An 18,074-nucleotide genomic window follows, 5' to 3' on the forward strand; every position below is an offset into this window, starting at 1 on the left:
AGACGCCCGCAACATCAAAGCGGCGAGACGCATGATTATGGCCGCGCGCGGTGACACGCGCGGCCATTTGAGACTATTTCAGCGAGGCTTCGATCCTTGCCTTGGCGGCAGTCGAAACCCAGGCGCCCCAAACAGCACCCTTGGTCTTCAGGAACTGGCTGGCGGCGGCAACCGCATCAGCCTTTTGATCGACCATGTAGGCGAGGCTCGCATTCACCTCTTCTAGTGGAAAGGTTGCCTTTTCCAGGATCTCGATAATTTCGGGCGCCTCTTTGGCAAAGGTGCTGTTGACGCCGTAGGCCACTTCGACCGCCGGAAAGGCGCAGCCGGCTTCGCGCTTGCCACTGGCGCTTGTCAGATCCTTCCAGCAGGCTTCGTTGTAAGCGGGCTCTTCAAGCTTAATCAGCTTGAACTTGCCCATGACGGCCGTCGGGCTCCAATAGTAAAAGAGCACCGGCTCGCTCTGCAGGTAAGCGGAGCTGATGGCCGCATCGAGCGCAGTTCCCGTGCCCGGGCGGAAGTTCACATAGGCACCGGTCAGCTTGTAAGCTTCGAGCTTTGCGGTGTTGACGCCTTCGCAAGTCCAGCCGGACGGGCAGTTGAGGAAACGACCCTTGGAAGGTTCTTCCGGATCCTTGAACAGCGCGGCGATTTTGGGTTCGGAAAGCTGCGAGACGCTCTTCAGATCGGGCGCAAGCGGCTTAAGGCCACGTGCTGGGTCTCCCTTGACGAGATATTCCGGCACGAACCAGCCTTCGGAAGCACCGACAAAGGTCTTGCCGACCGAAGTGACCTTGCCCGCTGCGGCGGCATTATTCCAGACATCGGAACGGCCAATCCACTCCTCGGCAAAGATCTGCACGTCATTGTTGGCGGTTGCCTGCTCCAGTGTGACCGAATTGCCGGGGATCGAATCCACCTTGCAACCATAACCCTTGGACAGGATCGCTTTCATCACCTCAGTGATCAAGGCGCCGCTCTCCCAATCGATGCCGGCGAACGTGACGGTCTTGCCGTCTGCGCAGTAGGAAGCAGCGTTGGCACCGGACGCGAAGCCTCCGAGTGTCAATCCGGCAGCAAGCAGCGTGTATTTCAGTTTTGCACTCAGCATGGAATTCCCCTTTTGTTTGTTCATGAGTTGGTGCACGTTGAAGAGCTTAGGTCAGTTGCAGAAGAACCTCCTTGAACGCATTGTCGATTGCCTCCTCATCCCTATGGCAACCTTTTGGACCACCCATTGTCCCCTCGTCATCACGTCGCGAACCACGCGGCTTGGAAGGCAAACAGCCGGCGGCCGAGGATCTGATCGCCGGAAGCCGGGCCATAAATGGGTTGTTGCCGTCGAGCACCGGCGTCCTGGATACCGCCGTTCCCGGGCTGCCGGGAAGCCGGTCGCAGCGACGCTGGCGCAACCTCTGCCGGTATTCCAAAAGACGTAGCTCTTGCGCGACCCAAGCCGTCATTGAGACGTTCACTGTACAACTTTCTTGCAACAGCCACGATGTCGTCCGAAACATCCCTGCCTACAAGCCGGCATATCGTGTCGCGCCAGGTCCAGAAACTGTCATCGGTCGATCCCGCCAGATCCACAATCCCGGCCATCGCCCGCTGGACGTGATGGAAATGCAGGTTCACTAGGCGCGCAAACATGGGTCCAGCCACTTCAACAAGGCCTACCCTCACCTCCGTGCTTGTCTTCGTGACTGCAATCAGTCCCTCGCCGTTGATCGTCAAGATCCGGTCGGGCGCCCAACCTCGGCGAAGAAAAATCTGCCTGCACAAGAATGTCCGCGAGGGCGCCATTTGCGTAGCCTGAAAAAGTTGTATAGGGAACATGTCAGAGTTTTTTTAACCCGGCAAGTAGGGCGCCGCAAAATTACACTTTATTTCTGCTGCCTATTTTGTATGCACTCCACACAATAGCGAAGGAGAACCAAGCATGTCCGAGGCCGAGCAGATCCTTCAGGCGCCAAGCCTGCGTGACATGCCAATCTATGAGCGGCTAAAGACCGAGATAAAGCACCGGATCGACACCGGTGAATGGCCCGCTCATCACCGCGTCCCTTCTGAAAATGAAATTGCCCAGACGCTGAACGTCAGCCGCATGACGGCCAATCGCGCCTTGCGAGAACTTGCCATGGAAGGCGTCATCGTCAGGGTCCAGGGCCGCGGTTCTTTTGTGGCCAAAAAGAAGCGAAGCGCGCCGTTTCTGGGCGTTCGCAATATCGCCGACGAAATTGCCGAGCGAGGCTCCACCCACAGGTCTCAGGTCATCCTGGCCCAGACTGAGGTTTGCGGGCATGAGCTCGCGGAAGCCATGAACATCGAGGTCGGCTTGCCGGCCTTCCATTCCGTCATCCTTCATCACGAAGATGACGTGCCGATCCAGCTGGAGGATCGCTTCGTCAACCCTGCCGTGGCGCCTGACTATCTCGATCAGAATTTTCAGGAAATGACCCCCAATGCCTATCTGACGCGAATAGCACCGATCTCGCATACGGAACAATTCGTTGAGGCGGTGTCTCCGCAGCCGTGGGAATGCAGGCATCTTGCGATTGCGCGATCCGAGGCCTGCCTGCTGATCCGCCGGCGCACCTGGTCAACCGGCCAGATCGTCACCTCTGTGCGCCTTCTCTACCCCGGCAGCCGCTACCGGCTGGAAAACAGCTCATAAACTTGTTGAGAATGTCGCGCGGCCTCGCGACGCCCCCTCATGTCCGGTGGAAGTCATCCGATCCGCGCACCCGTTCGTTGGTTCCGCTTCGAGTTAGGCAAAGCGCTCCCGCAGCCGATGAGCCGCGGCGACGGCAACGCGTTACAGTGGCCAACCGGGCTGCCAGAGTGCAGCGAGTGAGTCATTAAAGCGTGTCGCTGTTTTTGCGATTCATGGTTCTCAAATCAGTCCATCCGTGATTCCCTTTGATGTGAAGGGAGATCGCCATGGGCAAGTCACATCCGATTGCGTTGCGTGAGCGTGTCGTAGCGTTAGTGGAAGAAGGCCATGGGCATCGGGAGGCCGCCCGGCATTTTCGGGTGTCGCCGCGTTTCGTGAACGATCTGGTGATCCTGAAGCGCGAGACAGGTTCGCTTTCGCCGCGCCGGCAGGGGCACCTTGGCGGCGGTAAGCTTTCGGCACAGCACGCGTGGGTTGGAGAGCGGCTGGCACAGAATGGCGAACTGACGCTGGACGAGCTTTGCGTGGAACTTTGCGGACGTGGCGTCATCGTCCATCGCTCCAGTGTCGGACGGCTTCTGCATCGGCTTGGGTTGAGCCATAAAAAAAAGCCTGCAGGCCGCCGAGCAGTTGCGCCCGGAGATCGCGCGGGCGCGTGAACTGTGGACCGCACGGCGCAAGCCTTTCTTCAACAAAGGATTGGCCCGGCTGGTTTTTATCGACGAGACATCGACGAACACAAAGCTGACGAAGCGGTCGGGATGGTCTGCGCGAGGGCAGCGCTATCGAACGCATTCACCCTTCGGTTCGTGGAAATCCCAAACCTTCATCGCCGGGCTGCGATCCCATGGCATGGTTGCCCCCTGGATCGTTGACAGGCCGATGAACGCCCGCATCTTCGAGGCGTGGATAGAGACCCAACTCGCGCCGAACCTGTCGCCTGGAGACGTCGTCATTCTCGACAATGTCGCCTTTCATAAGAGCGAACGGGCCGAAGAACTGGTCAGGGCAAAGGGAGCCTGGCTGCTGTTTCTGCCGCCCTATAGTCCCGACCTCAATCCCATAGAGATGGCCTTCTCAAAACTCAAGACGCTGCTGCGAAAGCGGGCTGCCCGCAGCTTCGATGCCATCACGCAAGCCCTCGGCGAAATCTGCAATCTCTTCTCCGTCACAGAATGCAGAAACTACTTCAAAGCCGCAGGATACGAGGCAGATTAAACGCGACACGCTTTAGGTGCGTGAGCGCACTGCGTTCGTAAACCCCCAGCAGCATTGGCAATGCTTCTACCTTCACCTTGGCGACAACGGCCTCGATGTCAGCGAAGTACCTGGATGGGCCAGCGCATGTAGCACGAAATCGGCGGCAGGCCAGAAGGTTTGGTGGGGCAGCCGCGGTAAAGTTCGAGCGCTGCGTCAGCATCGCCGTACATCAGCAGCCGGCCGCCCTCGCCAACGCGTCAGCCCGAACCCTCGACATATACTGCCCATTCGGTTGGTGAGTTTGGAGCGGCAGCGCCTGCAGCCGCCCCGAAGGGATCAAGGTCGAGCGCCGACACATGCGGCGGATGTGCATCAAGGAGCAGGCCGCATAGGCACGGCACGTCGAATCGCCGGCTGCCGGCGCCGCCGCAATAAGCGCGTGTGCGCCTCAGCACCTCTCCAGGCTGTTGCTCAACGTCTGGATCGCGGGGCCATCCGACCGAGCGCGAGCCGCCGAACTTTTGGGTGATCGATCAGGCTCTTGCCCACGATTTCCCGTTGGGGAATCTCCGGACGCCAGATCGGGCTGGCGCGTCTCGCCTTCATGCGCACCGCTTCGTCGCGGCACCGTCTATTTCAAGGAGCCCACGTGCGGCGTAGCCGCGACGGCGGCAGTTGCCTGGCAAGCTATGGAAATCTATCCGTGAGGTTAAACGAGGCGCAGCCTTGCGAAACAAAAGAGCCAAGGATTATCCTGCGCCGATCAAGACTAAGGGCGGTCGCCCCCAACGCCGCTTGCAGGACCAAGGGATCGGCGTGGACCAGACCTTCAAAGCGACTCTGGTCGCCCTCCCGGAATTCCGCGACCGTGTATTCGACCCGACCGAGCGGAATAGGGCCGTTGGAAAGCTCGCCTTTGATACCTTCATAGACCGTCATCATTCTGCCGATCTCCTATGTTAAGGAACCGTATCTGTTGCGCTGCAAAATGACCAGCATAGAATAGTGCGCTGCGATTGAATTATGACAATGGTTTCGGAGGCTCTGTCCGTATCCTCGATGTCATTCAGTCCACGGCATTTTGGGAAGACGCTCGCGATCTTGCCACAGGTTTGCGCATGAACCGCCCGTATCTCGAATTGACGCGTTTATTTTGCATGATCCCCAGAGTGGCTAGGCTGCCAACGTAGCCCGTTGCGCAGGACGAAAATGATGCCACTCAAAATCAACCGGTCATCAACGCGCGGAACCCCATGGGACAGTGGGAAATACGGCTCGATCCGGCGCATTTGCGCCTCCGACAACAACAGCAAATCACTCATTGCGGCGGCCTCCTTTCGATCCCGATGAATCAAAGGCAGGAGGCCGACGCAAGCAATTTAATAGGTCCTGAGCCTTGGCTCTCGATCCTCCTAGTAACGAGCTACTAGGCCGCTCTACTCCGACATATCTCTGAGCCAGATGGGATATTCGGCTTGCGCCCTATATCTGGCAGCGGCGACCGGGCGCTGCGCTTCGCAGCTGATGATAGAACGTGGTCTGTATGAGCAGCCGCAAACATCAGAAAAGGACGCGCAGGTAAACAAGACCGATCGCAACGATGCCCGCGGCATAGCCCGGATGATGCGGCTCAACTGGTGCTCATCCCGAAGAAACGCAGGGGCCGCAAATGGACGTCGAAAGCCGGTCAAAGGCAACTTGGAAAAGGCGCTTGACACAACTGCGCCGAATAGAGAAGGGGCCAGCAAATGAGCTGGCCCCTGACTTGATCTTGGTACACACCGCTCAAGAAATCGTATGATCCCCGCGATCAGGGGGCCAAGTAGTCATTTACCGTCTCCCATGCGGTGGTTTGCAAAAATTTAGCTGCCTCTTCATCAAAGCCAGCTGTGTAACTGAGTCCCACCGGGTTTTTCTTGAAGATTGCTGCGTAGGTCGTCAAAGCAGCCAGATACGACCCCGCCGCCGTCGGATGCCGCTTGTCGGCGGCATACAGGCTGATGTCAGGGCGCGCTTTGACCGATCTGGCAAATGCCAATCCCGCAGGAATAACAAGTGCTTTGTTTTCATTTCCGATGCGGGTGTAGGCTTCGGCCAATTGTTCGGTCATCTCTGGCTTGTCGAGGTAAGCCCATGACATAAAGAAAACTGGTTCTGCGCCGTTCTTCCTTACTGTCTCAGAGTGTTTTTTCGCATATTCGTAGAATATGCCCTTCAACTGCGGATGAACCGGGCACTGGCTGCAATCCATCATAATCGCCAGGTCGAACAGGCGCTCCGGATTGTTGAAGGTGACGACGTTTTTGCTGTCGATCGTATAACGCCCCACGGCGTTAGGCCGAAAGTACGAGCCGACATCGTGCCAATCGAAACCAGAGCCGCTTATTGTCACCTGTGCTGAGCGTAGCTTGTATTCAGGATCAGCCGCTGCGAGGATTCTGGAGATAAACCCGCTTATCCCGTTGTTGAAGTAAAAGAAACTATTACCGATATAGATGATGGATTCAGGACGCTCTTTTCCCGTGGTTTGAACTGCGGGTTTTAACTGTGCGAAACTTGGCGAGCTTGCCCATAAAAGAGCGGACACGACCAATAAGGCGGCTTTTACGGAATTCTTTAGGCGCTTCATTGTCTGATCTCCCTGTCCGACAAACGCGGTTGAAACTGCTTGCTCACATTGGTTGTCACCGAAGCGCGCCTGACTTCTGGACGCGATTACTGACAGCATATGCTCCTCCTCCTATTGGTGCTTTCAGGGACCGAAACGGTATGCATATGAAAATGGCCGGAGACCCGGCCATCAAAATACTCATTGATATGCAGCGAGTCCGGCGGCAGCGCAGGACTGCGCTGTTTGCACATATGCTACGACCCGGTCATTGCCGATCACCCAGGGATTGCTATCCCCGCTGGACGGCTGGCTAAGCGCTGCGTTCTTCTCTAGCGTGTTGTCGAGGCCGGGATGGTTGGCAATAAGAACGTCAGCTCCGCTTTCCTTGATGACGTTCTTGAACCTTTCCGCTGACTGGACATAGGTTTTGAACCAGTTGAGCTTCTCTTCCCCCTCGGCTCCACCGAAGCCGAAGCCGGTTCCACCCCACTGTGCAACTTTCCGCTCCTTCGGTCCGTCTTTCACCGTGAAGATCGTCGACACCGTGCCGGGGGTATGACCTGGAGTCACGTAAAAGGTGAAGGAAGCTGAACCGAGACGGAAGGTCTCGCCGTCCTTAATCACCATGTCCTTCTTTGGCTTCTGGGCGGGATCACGCTTATCCTTGGCGAGGAAATCCCACTCGGCATCGGACATCATGATGCGTGCGCCATACTTATCTTGGAGATAGCGGGCACCGCCGTAGTGATCACCATGCGCGTGACCGACGATAATGTACTTGATATTTTGAGGGTCGAGCCCCTGTTCCCTCAATCCCTTCTCGACAAGAATGGGACCGGAGTCAGGATTGAGCGTATCAATGAGGACGACCCCCTCCCCCGTGTCTACGGCCCATGAGGAAGCGGAGCTTTCCCAGAACGCGTACTCGCCCACATAGTACAGGTTGTCGAAGACTTTCGCCGAGACGGCTTTTTCGATCGACTCCTTACGCGCTTCCTTCGGCTGGCCAATCTTCCCCGCATTCGCATTCTCGATGCGAGGGCAAAGCATGTTGTAGAGATTGAAATGCTGCGTCCCGGCGGCTTCAAAGGCTTTCCGGAAGTTGTCAGCAACGCTGCTGCCTTCACTTGCATTCAGCGGCGCCGGTCCGAACAAGAGACTGCATATTCCCGCGGCTAGAGCGAAGCTCCTTCTACGGTTCACGATCACCCGCGTCGATTTCATGTGAGTTCCTCCACTATTCAACGACAGGGAGAACAAGACACGCGTAAGCGATCGGCGAGTCTGCCGATCCCTGTATCCAAGCGTTGCTTTGAGAAGCTCGCGCTTCTCCTCCCTGCCAAACAAATAAACGTACTATTTCGTTAATTCAAGCGATTCTGCCGACGCCCCGTTTTTTTGGTGCGTTCGCCGTTTCATGGGCAGGCGGTGCGACGTCTCCGGGCTCCGGCACAGGCAAGAATTGCGCGAGATGTTAAAGGTCGGGTGGTCGAATGCTTCGACGGCGTCATCACAGGCCCGCAAGGCCGTGCGAAGCAGCAACCCCTCCTGGCACGGGCGATCCGCGTCGCACCTTCCCGAGGCTCATCGCGAGTGGCCAAGCTTAAATGACCGAACCGCCCCCAAGGCGCGTCACCCGCCCAGAGCTGACAGGATGAAGTTGATCTGCTGATCAAGACCCTGTCTGGCGACCTCGGGTTCTCGAAGCCGAGCCTCGACAAGGACCGGGTGATAAAACGACGAGAAAGCGTTCATGGCACTTCGGGCGGCTTCATCTGGATCATTCACGCAATAATCGCCTGCTTCAATTCCTTCTTCAATAATCTCCCGGACAATTGTCAGGAGACGACTGCAATGGGCGCTCATGATCGGCCAGTTTTCCGTCGTCGCTGCGACAATCAGGTCATGAACGTGCTTCTCCTCGATGAACTGCCTTCTTCTCTCCTCATAGAGAAGATTGAAAAGCCTCCTGAGCCTATCGTGGGCCGGCGCATCTTGCCGAGCGACTGCGGCGGCCAGATGAATAGTCTGCTCGACGAAGCGGTCACAAATGCTCTCGTTGATAGCCGCCCTTGACGGGAAGAAACGGTAAACATTGGTGCTGCTCATCCTAAGGCATGAAGCTACGTCGGCCACAGATGTCTTCTGGTAACCGATGCGGCGAAAGTGCTCCTCCGCCACATCGAGGATACGCTCGCGCCACATCTCGACTTCTTTGCCCGAGCGGCCCTGTGGGATCATGATACGTGGCACGGACGCCCCTATTCCGCGGCTAGAACTGTTGGCTGCGACAGATGTTCGACCGCTTCCTCTTTCCCATCGGCTTTGGGTGGTTTGATCCGAAACCACACGGCATAGAGGGCCGGAAGGAAGAGCAGGATCATCACGGTGCCTGCCGCCGTTCCGCCGATCAGCGTGTAGGCCATCGACCCCCAGAACACTGAGTGGGTCAGCGGTATGAATGCCAGGATCGCCGCCAGTGCAGTCAGGATTACAGGTCTTGTTCGCTGGACGGTCGCTTCGATGACCGCATGGTAGTCGTCAAGCCCGGCCGCCTGGTTCTCCTTGATCTGCTCAGTCAGGATCAGCGTATTTCGCATCAGGATGCCTGCGAGCCCGATCAATCCGAGAATAGCGTTGAAACCGAACGGCTGATTGAACAAGAGCAAGGTCGGAACCACCCCGGCAAGACCAAGCGGTGCGGTCAGCATCACCATCGTCATCGTCGATAGACTGCGAACCTGCAGGATGATGACGATCAACATAGCTGCGATCATCAATGGGAAAACCTGCACAAGGGCAACGTTGGCCTTCAGGGACTCCTCGATGTTGCCGCCCATCTCAATGCGGTATCCAACAGGAAGCGATGCGATCAGCGGCTGAAGGGCCTTCATCACCTGCTGCGAGACCTCGGGAGGCTGTGTCGCCTCGTTGATATCGGACCTGATCGTGATGACCGGCGTCCGATCGCGACGCTTCAGGATTGGCTCCTCGAACCGGATCTCGGAATGCCCGATCTGATCGAGGGGAACCTGACGCCCATTCCGGCTCATCAGCGAAAAGTCGGCAAGCCGTGATGGATCGAGGCGGTTTTCGCCTGCGCTGCGTGCAACGACAGGCACGTTGCGGATGTTGTCGCGCACTTGAGTGACAGGAATACCGCTGAGCAGCAACTGCATCTGCTGAGCCGCCTCCGACGGTGAAAGACCGATCAGGTTAAGTCGCTCCTGATCCGGAATAAAGCGTAACACCGGCGTGCGGTTGCCCCAATCCCGGTTGGCCTGACGGACATCGGGCACAGTTTTCATAATTGCCAGAGCCTGCTCGGAAATCTTATAGAGTTTATCCTGGTCAGGCCCCATGATCCGGAACTCGACTGGGAACGGCGTATACGGTCCAAATACGAGCTGGGTCACGCGCACGGAGGCCTCGGGAACGAGACCCTGCGATATGACGGCACGAAGGCGGTGCTTCAGTTCTTCGCGTGCATGGGCATCGGCCGTGAGAGCGACGACCTTGGCGAAGGCGGGATCAGGCAATTCCGGAGCCATGGCAAAGAAAAACCGAGGCGCGCCCTGACCAACATAACTGGTGACGATGTTTGTCTCTGGCTGAGCCTGTAGCCAGTCTTCGACTTTCTTCACCGCTGATGTTGTGGCGTCGATGCTCGTACCTTCGGGCATGCGCACTTCAACCAGCACCTCGGGACGGTCCGATGTCGGGAAGAACTGCTGCTTCACGCCACCCATCCCGACGACTGAGACGGCCATGGTGATGCCAACCACGGCGCATACCATAAATTTATGGCGAACGGCGAGCTCGATGACGGAACGCAGGCGACGGTAGTTCGGCGTATCATAGATGGCGTGATGACCGCCCTCGACTGGCTTGATGTTCGGCAGCATCTTTACGCCAAGGTAGGGCGTAAAGGTGACAGCGACGATCCAGGATACGATCAGCGCGAAACCGACGACCCAGAAGATATTGCCAGCGTACTCGCCAGCCGTTGATTTTGCGAATCCCACGGGCATCAGTCCGATGATCGTGACCAGCGTGCCGGACAGCATAGGTGCCGCCGTATGGCTCCAGGCGTAGGCGGCCGCCTTAATGCGGTCCATACCCTCTTCCATCTTCACGACCATGACTTCGATCGCGATGATGGCATCGTCAACCAAAAGCCCCAATGCAAGGATCAAAGCGCCGAGCGTAATGCGATCGAAGAACCGCCCTGTTTCCAGCATGATGAGGAAGACGACAGCGAGCGTCAGCGGTACGGCGAGCGCCACGACGATGCCGACGCGCCAACCGAGTGCGACCAGACTGACGAACAGCACGACGCCGAGCGCCATCGCGAACTTGAGCATGAATTCGCCGACCGCCTCGTCGATGTTGACCGCCTGATCGCTAACCTTGGTGAGCGTTATCCCCAGCGGCAATGTCTGCGCGATCGCAGCGGATCGCGCTTCAAGCGCCTTGCCGAGATCGAGACCGTTCCAGCCCGCCTGCATCACCGCTCCGAGCATGATCGCCGGTTCGCCCTCGTGGCGGATGACATAGGTGGCAGGATCCTGATAACCGCGCCGCACATCCGCGATATCGGAGAGCTTCAGCGTCCGTCCGGCGGCCACGATCGGCGTGTCGGCAATCGCCTGCACACTGTTGTATGCCCCGTCGAACCGGATGAAGACCTGCGGCCCGCGCGTGTCGATCGATCCAGCGGGCGTGACTGTGTTCTGTCTCTGCAAAGCTGCGGCGATATCCTGGGCCGATATGCCAAGCGTTGCCAGCTTCGCGTAGGAAAACTCGACGAAGATCTGTTCGGGGCGTTCTCCGACGATGTTGATTTTCTTGATGCCCGGAACATGCAGGAGATCCTGCCGGATGATTTCCGCCTGGCGCACGAGGTCGCGCATCGGCAATCCCTTTGCCTTCAAGGCATAAAGACCAAAGCTCACATCGGAGTATTCATCATTGACGAACGGGCCCATAACGCCCGGGGGCAAGTTTCGGGCTTCGTCACCGAGCTTCTTGCGCGCCTGATAGAACTCCTCTTCGACGGCAGACGCCGGCGTGTTGTCCTTGAGCGTGACCGTCAGGAAGGCGTAGCCCGGTCGCGTTGTCGTCTCGACGCGGTCGTACCAGGTGAGCTCCTGGATGCGCTTTTCAAGCGGCTCGGCAACAAGGTCCTGCATTTCACGCGCAGTGGCACCTGGCCAGACCGAAGTAACAGTCAGGGTCTTGATTGTGAAAGACGGATCCTCGGCACGCCCCAGCTTGACGAAGGCGTAGGCTCCCGCGGCGGCCAGTAGAACGATAAAGAACAGGGTGATGGCGCGTTCCCGGACGGCGATGGCGGAAAGATTGAAGTTCATTATTTTGTCACCTCTTGCTGCGAGGCAACCCTGACGGTCGCGCCGTCGGCGAGAAGATGCGCGCCTAGTGCTACAACCTGCTCGCCAGTTCCGATTCCCGTGACAAATACCGTCTCCTCGCCAATCCGCTGAACTTTAATCGGGGTGAACTTCACCGTCGATGTGGCGCCGTTCACGACCCAGACGCCTGTGCGATTACCGTCGTCCAGAATAGCGCCGACGGGTATGGCGACCTCCGACTGGCGGTCAGCATCGAGAATTCTGATCGTCACAGTCGAGCCCAGCGGGGCGGAAGCCGCATCGCCTTCGAGAACATACCTCGCCTCGTAGGTACGGGTTTGGGGATCGGCGGAATCGGAGATCTGCCGCAGCCTGGCTTTCCCGCTGAGCCCACTACCACCGTAGACGCTGGCCTGCGCCTCGGAGCCGACCTGCGGTCGCAAGGTCTCCGGAAGCCAGACAACAGCTTCACGCGGCCCCGCCTGCGCCAGTTGAACGACCGTCTGGCCCGCTGCTACGACTTGTCCAGGGTCCCCAAGCGTCTGGACGATGGTTCCATCCGCGTCTGCGAGCAACACCGTGTATGCTGCTTCGTTTTCTGCAACCTCGGCATCTGCTTCAGCCGCGGCAAGCTGTGCCGTTGCCGTATCGAGGGCCGCCTTCGCCTGTTCATAACGCTGTGGCGTCGCCGCCAAGCCATTCTTCACCAGCGCTGCATAGCGTTTCTCATCTGCTTGCGCCTGGACCAGAACGGCTCGTGCTGCGGTAACGGTATTGCGCTTCGCTGTGAGCGCGAGCTGGAGATCGGTCTCGTCAATGCGCATCAGAGCCTGACCTTGCCTGACCTGCTGTCCCACATCCACCATCCGCTCGACGATCTTGCCCGGAACTCGAAATCCGAGATTGCTCTGTATCCGGGAAGCGACCGCGCCGGTAAACGAGCGTTCCGCTGTTCCAGTCCTTGCCGCCTCCGCCACTCTTACCAGTGGCGAAGCCGTCCTTGGGTCCGCAGCCTCGGCTTCCGGCCTGGTGGGTTCGAAACCCAGCAGAAAGGCACCGGCTGCCCCAGATGCTGCCAGGAGGCCTACGAAAGTCAGGACATGTTTGCGTTTCATTTTGAGTTCTCTTCTTGACCAGCGACACGGATAATTTAGATTGCGATCTAACTCTATTTACATTATAGATGTCAAATGAAATCTAATCGGAGGCCAATATGAGAGTGAGCAGGGCACAAGCCGAAGAGAACCGTGAAACGGTGATCAACGTCGCAAGCCGTCTTTTCAGAGAGCATGGCTTCGATGGCATCGGGCTCAAGGATCTGATGAAGGGTGCAGGTCTCACGCAAGGTGGGTTCTACAAGCAGTTCGCGTCGAAGGACGACCTTGCTGCGCTGGCATCGCGGCGCGCGCTTGAAAGCGCTACAAGAAGATGGTCAACCGCGGCCGCAGATGGCTCCGACCCCTTGGAAGCTGTCATGGCGTTCTATCTTTCCAAGGATCACAGGGGAGAAAAGGCAGAAGGTTGCCCAATAGTGGCGTTGGGATCCGACGCGGCTCGGCAAACTGCAGAAGTTCGACGTCCATTCGAAGACGGGATCCGGGCTCATTTCGAAGTGCTGGATGAACTGATGGGGAATGCCACTAGCGTAGGTCCCAGCGGCAAGGCGATGGCCATACTGTCTCTGATGGTGGGTGCCGTCACGCTCTCCCGCATCATCGAGGATGAGAGCTTGTCGCAAGGCGTCCTCGACGCAGCCGCTGGTGAAGTCAGGCGTATTGTACACAGCGATGATGTTGCCTGAAGGCTTGCCGGGTTTCGATGAGCCTGGCGCGGATCAGGGCCAAAATATAGCTGTCGCCCGAGCCGCGTGAGAGCGTCCCAGGTCCCAGCGTAACCTGCATGTTTAACGACCGACCCTGACCGCATCGTCGGCCGGGAGGCTGAAGGCATGTCTATTTTCAAGTGAAGACAGGTGGAAAACACATGCGTCGTATCGTTGTAACAGGAATGGGAGCTGTAAGTCCCCTTGGTGCGAGTGTCGGCATCTCCTGGTCGCGCTTGCTTGCGGGTGGAAGTGGCATTCGGCGACTGGGTGACGACGTCGTTGGCGACCTCCCTTCGAAAATTGGGGGTGTCGTGCCCTCCTTGACCGAGGATCCGGAAGGTGGCTTTGATCCCGACTCCATCATGGCTCCCAAGGACCAACGCAAAGTCGACCGGTTTATCATTTTCGCGCTGGCGGCAGCGAAAGAGGCGCTCGCCCAAGCGAACTGGAAGCCGACCTCGAATGAAGACAGGCTGAGAACCGCGACGGTCATCGCATCTGGCATTGGCGGCTTCCCTGCAATAACCGAAGCGGTCCGAACCGTCGATCAACGCGGCGTACGTCGTCTTTCACCCTTCACTATACCGTCGTTTCTCGTCAATCTCGCAGCGGGACAAGTCTCGATCCGCCATGGCTTCAAAGGCCCTCTCGGTGCGCCTGTTACAGCGTGTGCTGCTGGCGTTCAGGCAATCGGCGATGCCGCCAGGCTCATCCGCGCCAATGAAGCCGATATTGCGATTTGCGGTGGGACAGAAGCCTGCATGAATATCGTCAGTCTTGGTGGTTTCGCAGCTGCCAGATCACTGTCGACTGGGTTCAACGAAACGCCGAGCCAGGCATCGCGCCCCTTCGATACGTCACGCGATGGCTTCGTCATGGGCGAAGGAGCCGGCCTGCTCGTCATCGAATCTTTGAGTCATGCCCTTGCTCGCGGCGCCACGCCGCTTGCTGAACTGGTCGGATATGGCACAACCGCTGACGCCCATCACATAACATCCGGCCCTGAAGACGGGAGCGGCGCACGCAGAGCCATGGAGATCGCTATATCTCAGGCAGGAATTTCTCCGCGTGAGATCGGTCATCTGAACGCGCATGCCACCTCGACCCCGGTGGGAGATCTTGGCGAAATCAGAGCGATCAAGACCGTGTTCGGTTCTGACAACACCATTGCTGTCAGCGCTACGAAATCGGCCACAGGACATCTGCTCGGTGCGGCCGGAGGGTTGGAAGCCATATTCGCAATCATGGCACTCAGAGACCAGATCGCACCACCGACCCTGAACCTGAATGCGCCGGATGCGGAAGCCCACGGTATCAATTTGGTCGCGAAAGAATCGCGACACGTCGATACTAAATACGCAATATCCAACGGTTTTGGCTTTGGCGGGGTCAATGCTAGCGTACTCTTCCGGCGCTGGCCCAAGGAAGGAAGTGGTGGCTCATTTAATAGGTCCTGAGCCTGGTATCTTTCTTCGAAAATATACTCGAATAGCCCGTCCTTCAATGCAGATGCCGTCAGCCCTTGCCCAGCGACCTCACATTGCCGGCCAGTTCCGCTGCCAGCCGCAGGGCAGCGCCCGTTGCCATCACCATGGAGGGCAGGATCAGCCATTCGAGCGTCCAGGCGGCGCCCGAGCGCTCTTGTTCATGCACCATCGATTGCTGCATGCCGGAAAGCTGCACCGCGTTGAAGCGGGCGAGCGACACCAGCACTTCGGCGGCCACCGGGTTCTGCTTGTGGGCCATGGCGGAGGAGCCGCCGCCGCCTGCGAGTTGCATTTCACCACCCATCAGCGCGAGCAGCGCCACGTCCTGCCCGAATTTGCCGAGCGAGCCGGAAATCATTGTGAGGGTATTTGCGAATTCCGCCAGCCGGTCGCGCTGGCTCTGCCATTGCGGTGCGTCGGTCAGAAACAGTTCCCAGGCCAGCGCCTTGCGCACGTCGGCGGCCTTGTCCCCGAGCTTTTCGAGGCTGCCGGCGGCACCACCGAATTGCACGGCAAAACCGGTCTCGGAGAACCTATCCAGCCGCTGGTGATGCCGGGTCAACGGTTCTTTCCAGGCGCGGATACGGTCGGAAACGGTGATCGGGATCGCCGCCTGCATGCGGGTATGGCCCATCAGTGTTCGGCCGCCGAATAGCCTGTCGATGTCATCAAAAACCGTCTCGAGGGCGGCGAGCCGCTCGATGAACAGAGAGCAGGCCTGCTTGAGGCGGATCATCAGCGCCGTGTCGATGACATCCTGGCTGGTCGCGCCGAAATGCACGTGCTTGGCAGCCTCGCCGCCGCCCGCCTGCTGATTGACGGCATCGCGAAGCTGCTTGACGAGTTCGGCGACTACGACGCCGTCGCGCGCGGTCCCGCTTCGCAGCCCGGCCATGTCCGGTTCAAATGTCCGCAAGGCTGCGGCAATGCGCTCCGCAGCCTCGGCCGGGATGATGCCGCAGGACGCCTCGGCCTTGGCGAGGCCCGTTTCGAAGGCCAGCATGGCGTCGATCTCGGCTTTGACCGAAAACAGCTGTCCGGTCTCGTCGTCACCGACGAGACCGGACAAAAATGGATGCTCGAAAGCCGAGACGCTCATATCTACTCCCGGGCGGACCCTGATTCTTCGATCTCAGATATCGAAGAATATGGTTTCGTTTTCGCCCTGAAGATAGATGTTGAACGTGACGGTATTGCCCTCACGCTTGCCGATCAGGGTGGGGACGCGAACGCGGTGCTCGATGCGCGCCAGGATCGGATCCGCCGCATTGGCCTCCTCCTCATCGGAGAAGTACATGCGGGTGTTGAGGCCGAGGTTGATGCCGCGGGCGACGACCCAGAAGGTCACGTGGGGAGCCATCGGGCGGCCGTCTCGGAAGGGCACCTTGCCGGGCTTGATCGTCTCGAACGCGAACTCGCCGGTCGCCATGTCACCCGGCTGACGGGCCCAGCCGAAGAAGTTCGGATCGGCCTTGCCACGGGTTTCCGACGGACTGTTGTAATAGCCGTCGGCATCCGCCTGCCAGATCTCGATCATCGCATCTTTGAGCGGCGTGTTGGCGCCGTCATAGATGAAGCCGCGAATGGTGATGCGTTCGCCGCGCGTCTGCTCGTTGACCATCGAGCCGGAGCCGAGATCGGTGTCGTAGACGCCGGTAATGCCGGAAAAGTTCGGCGTGCAGCCGATATGGACATACGGCCCCGCGGTCTGCGAGGCGGATTCCTTGAAGTAGGTGAGCGGCTGGACCATCTCAGTTGCCCTCTTTACGGTTCTCGAAGAACGTCGAGCGACGGCCGCGCAGGACGATATCGAATTTGTAGGCCCGCATGTCGTGCGGGATGGTGTTCTGCATGTCGAGCGCGGCGATCAGGCCCTTGATCGCGTTCTCGTCCGGAATGGTCTTCACGATCGGACAAATCCAGATCATCGGATCGCCCTCGAAATACATCTGGGTGATCAGGCGCTGAGCGAAGCCATGGCCGAAAACCGAGAAGTGGATATGGGCCGGGCGCCAATCGTTGACGCCGTTCGGCCACGGATAGGGGCCGGGCTTGATGGTCTTGAACGCGTAACCGCCGTCCTCGTCGGTGATCGTGCGGCCGAAGCCGCCGAAATTCGGGTCGAGGGGGGCGAGATAGGTTTCCTTCTTGTGGCGGTAACGGCCGCCGGCATTGGCCTGCCAGAATTCCACCAGCGCACCCGGAACGCCGCGGCCGCGCTCGTCGATGACGCGGCCGTAGACGAGGATGCGTTCGCCAAGCGCCATCTCGCCGGGCTTGGCATAGTTGACGATCAAGTCGTTGTCGAACTCGCCGATGATGTTATGGCCGAAGACCGGACCGGTGATCTCGCTCTTGGTGCCTTCGAGCGAAATCAGGGCGCGCTGGGGCGAGCGCAGCACCGAGGTCTTGTAGCCGGGCGTGAATGCCGGCGGATGCCATTCCCGGTCACGGGCGAAAAAGGGTGTGGTTTCTGGGGGTGTGTTTTTCATTTTTGCTCTCCCGCGGCCTTGTCCGCGTCCATTTCGGCATAAGTGGCTTTGGCGATCTTGAAGGCATGATTGGCAGCCGGAACACCGGCATAGATTGCCACATGCATCAAAGCTTCGCAGATATCGTCCTTTGTCGCACCCGTATTGGCGGTTGCGCGGATATGCATGGCGACTTCGTCGTGATGGCCGAGTGCGGCCAGAAGCGCGATCGTCACCATCGAGCGCTCGCGCTTGCTCCAGTTCGCGCGCGACCAGACCGTGCCCCAGGCGCCCTCGGTGATCATTTCCTGGAACGGCCCGTCGAACGGTGTCTGGTTCGCCTGGGCGCGGTCCACATGGGCGTCGCCCAGCACCGCGCGGCGGGTCTTCATGCCTTGAGCATAACGTTCCGATGGCACGGAAGGATCGGCCAT

At 58.7% G+C, this 18,074-nt stretch carries 16 protein-coding genes and 1 pseudogene; 4 read left to right on the forward strand and 13 right to left on the reverse strand.

What is annotated here, in order from left to right:
* Positions 1-73: 73 nt before the first annotated feature.
* On the reverse strand, positions 74-1,111 hold the full coding sequence (locus LZK81_RS28175; protein WP_233957308.1) for an ABC transporter substrate-binding protein: 1,038 nt from the start codon (positions 1,109-1,111) through the stop codon (positions 74-76).
* A gap of 140 nt (positions 1,112-1,251) precedes the next feature.
* On the reverse strand, positions 1,252-1,734 hold the full coding sequence (locus tag LZK81_RS28180; protein WP_233957309.1) for a hypothetical protein: 483 nt from the start codon (positions 1,732-1,734) through the stop codon (positions 1,252-1,254).
* Positions 1,735-1,939: 205 nt separating this feature from the next.
* On the opposite strand from LZK81_RS28180, the gene hutC reads away from it, so the two are divergent.
* Positions 1,940-2,674 carry a histidine utilization repressor gene (gene hutC / locus LZK81_RS28185; RefSeq protein ID WP_233957310.1) on the forward strand — a complete coding sequence of 245 codons (735 nt, stop codon included), beginning with the start codon at positions 1,940-1,942 and terminating at the stop codon, positions 2,672-2,674.
* A 266-nt stretch (positions 2,675-2,940) separates the two neighbouring features.
* Positions 2,941-3,892 (forward strand): IS630 family transposase gene (locus tag LZK81_RS28190; protein WP_233954196.1). Its coding sequence is split into 2 segments (ribosomal slippage): positions 2,941-3,276 and positions 3,278-3,892, totalling 951 coding nucleotides; the frame shifts between segments, so codons are not numbered across the junction.
* A gap of 669 nt (positions 3,893-4,561) precedes the next feature.
* On the opposite strand, the gene LZK81_RS28195 is transcribed toward LZK81_RS28190, so the two are convergent.
* From LZK81_RS28195 to LZK81_RS28225, 7 genes and pseudogenes are all read right to left on the reverse strand, one after another.
* Positions 4,562-4,816: a hypothetical protein gene (locus LZK81_RS28195; RefSeq protein ID WP_046606016.1), complete on the reverse strand. Its 255-nt coding sequence runs from the start codon at positions 4,814-4,816 to the stop codon at positions 4,562-4,564.
* Positions 4,817-5,055: 239 nt separating this feature from the next.
* Positions 5,056-5,196 (reverse strand): annotated as a pseudogene (locus LZK81_RS28200) (transposase); the annotation flags it as partial.
* A gap of 488 nt (positions 5,197-5,684) precedes the next feature.
* Complete coding sequence (locus LZK81_RS28205; protein ID WP_233957311.1) at positions 5,685-6,602, reverse strand: hypothetical protein; 918 nt, start codon at positions 6,600-6,602, stop codon at positions 5,685-5,687.
* An 81-nt stretch (positions 6,603-6,683) separates the two neighbouring features.
* Entirely contained in the window at positions 6,684-7,709 is a 1,026-nt protein-coding gene (locus tag LZK81_RS28210) for an MBL fold metallo-hydrolase (protein WP_233957312.1), read from the reverse strand.
* A gap of 408 nt (positions 7,710-8,117) precedes the next feature.
* Entirely contained in the window at positions 8,118-8,738 is a 621-nt protein-coding gene (locus LZK81_RS28215) for a TetR/AcrR family transcriptional regulator (protein WP_233957313.1), read from the reverse strand.
* A gap of 8 nt (positions 8,739-8,746) precedes the next feature.
* A complete protein-coding gene (locus tag LZK81_RS28220) occupies positions 8,747-11,857 on the reverse strand; it encodes an efflux RND transporter permease subunit (RefSeq protein WP_233957314.1) in 3,111 nt (1,036 codons plus the stop codon).
* On the reverse strand, positions 11,857-12,972 hold the full coding sequence (locus tag LZK81_RS28225; protein WP_233957315.1) for an efflux RND transporter periplasmic adaptor subunit: 1,116 nt from the start codon (positions 12,970-12,972) through the stop codon (positions 11,857-11,859). Before LZK81_RS28225 ends, LZK81_RS28220 begins: the two co-directional genes overlap by 1 nt.
* 98 nt (positions 12,973-13,070) lie before the next feature.
* Here LZK81_RS28225 and LZK81_RS28230 point away from each other — a divergent pair, with 98 nt between their 5' ends.
* Complete coding sequence (locus tag LZK81_RS28230; protein ID WP_233957316.1) at positions 13,071-13,658, forward strand: TetR/AcrR family transcriptional regulator; 588 nt, start codon at positions 13,071-13,073, stop codon at positions 13,656-13,658.
* Positions 13,659-13,840: 182 nt separating this feature from the next.
* Positions 13,841-15,139, forward strand: a complete 1,299-nt coding sequence (fabF, locus tag LZK81_RS28235) for a beta-ketoacyl-ACP synthase II (RefSeq protein WP_233957317.1) — start codon at positions 13,841-13,843, stop codon at positions 15,137-15,139.
* 58 nt (positions 15,140-15,197) lie between these two features.
* On the opposite strand, the gene LZK81_RS28240 is transcribed toward fabF, so the two are convergent.
* Genes LZK81_RS28240 through pcaC form a run of 4 tightly spaced genes read right to left on the reverse strand, consistent with a single transcriptional unit; the run spans position 15,198 to position 18,074 of the window.
* Positions 15,198-16,268 carry a 3-carboxy-cis,cis-muconate cycloisomerase gene (locus LZK81_RS28240; RefSeq protein ID WP_233957318.1) on the reverse strand — a complete coding sequence of 357 codons (1,071 nt, stop codon included), beginning with the start codon at positions 16,266-16,268 and terminating at the stop codon, positions 15,198-15,200.
* A 33-nt stretch (positions 16,269-16,301) separates the two neighbouring features.
* Positions 16,302-16,919, reverse strand: coding sequence for a protocatechuate 3,4-dioxygenase subunit alpha (gene pcaG, locus LZK81_RS28245; RefSeq protein ID WP_233957319.1), 618 nt, complete (start codon positions 16,917-16,919; stop codon positions 16,302-16,304).
* A gap of 1 nt (position 16,920) precedes the next feature.
* Positions 16,921-17,661 (reverse strand): protocatechuate 3,4-dioxygenase subunit beta, encoded by a 741-nt coding sequence (gene pcaH / locus LZK81_RS28250; RefSeq protein ID WP_037084842.1) that lies wholly within the window; start codon positions 17,659-17,661, stop codon positions 16,921-16,923.
* Positions 17,658-18,074 carry a 4-carboxymuconolactone decarboxylase gene (gene pcaC / locus LZK81_RS28260; protein WP_233957321.1) on the reverse strand — a complete coding sequence of 139 codons (417 nt, stop codon included), beginning with the start codon at positions 18,072-18,074 and terminating at the stop codon, positions 17,658-17,660. The genes pcaH and pcaC overlap by 4 nt, the downstream gene beginning before the upstream one ends.

The organism is Neorhizobium galegae (assembly GCF_021391675.1).
GTDB lineage: Bacteria > Pseudomonadota > Alphaproteobacteria > Rhizobiales > Rhizobiaceae > Neorhizobium > Neorhizobium galegae_B.

Coding starts and splice junctions, on each gene's coding strand:
- LZK81_RS28195 (WP_046606016.1), bottom strand. CDS start 4,816: ATGATGACGGTCTATGAAGGTATCAAAGGCGAGCTTTCCAACGGCCCT.
- LZK81_RS28210 (WP_233957312.1), bottom strand. CDS start 7,709: ATGAAATCGACGCGGGTGATCGTGAACCGTAGAAGGAGCTTCGCTCTA.
- LZK81_RS28240 (WP_233957318.1), bottom strand. CDS start 16,268: ATGAGCGTCTCGGCTTTCGAGCATCCATTTTTGTCCGGTCTCGTCGGT.
- LZK81_RS28225 (WP_233957315.1), bottom strand. CDS start 12,972: ATGAAACGCAAACATGTCCTGACTTTCGTAGGCCTCCTGGCAGCATCT.
- LZK81_RS28205 (WP_233957311.1), bottom strand. CDS start 6,602: ATGCTGTCAGTAATCGCGTCCAGAAGTCAGGCGCGCTTCGGTGACAAC.
- LZK81_RS28175 (WP_233957308.1), bottom strand. CDS start 1,111: ATGCTGAGTGCAAAACTGAAATACACGCTGCTTGCTGCCGGATTGACA.
- fabF (WP_233957317.1), top strand. CDS start 13,841: ATGCGTCGTATCGTTGTAACAGGAATGGGAGCTGTAAGTCCCCTTGGT.
- pcaG (WP_233957319.1), bottom strand. CDS start 16,919: ATGGTCCAGCCGCTCACCTACTTCAAGGAATCCGCCTCGCAGACCGCG.
- LZK81_RS28230 (WP_233957316.1), top strand. CDS start 13,071: ATGAGAGTGAGCAGGGCACAAGCCGAAGAGAACCGTGAAACGGTGATC.
- LZK81_RS28220 (WP_233957314.1), bottom strand. CDS start 11,857: ATGAACTTCAATCTTTCCGCCATCGCCGTCCGGGAACGCGCCATCACC.
- hutC (WP_233957310.1), top strand. CDS start 1,940: ATGTCCGAGGCCGAGCAGATCCTTCAGGCGCCAAGCCTGCGTGACATG.
- pcaC (WP_233957321.1), bottom strand. CDS start 18,074: ATGGCCGATCCTTCCGTGCCATCGGAACGTTATGCTCAAGGCATGAAG.
- pcaH (WP_037084842.1), bottom strand. CDS start 17,661: ATGAAAAACACACCCCCAGAAACCACACCCTTTTTCGCCCGTGACCGG.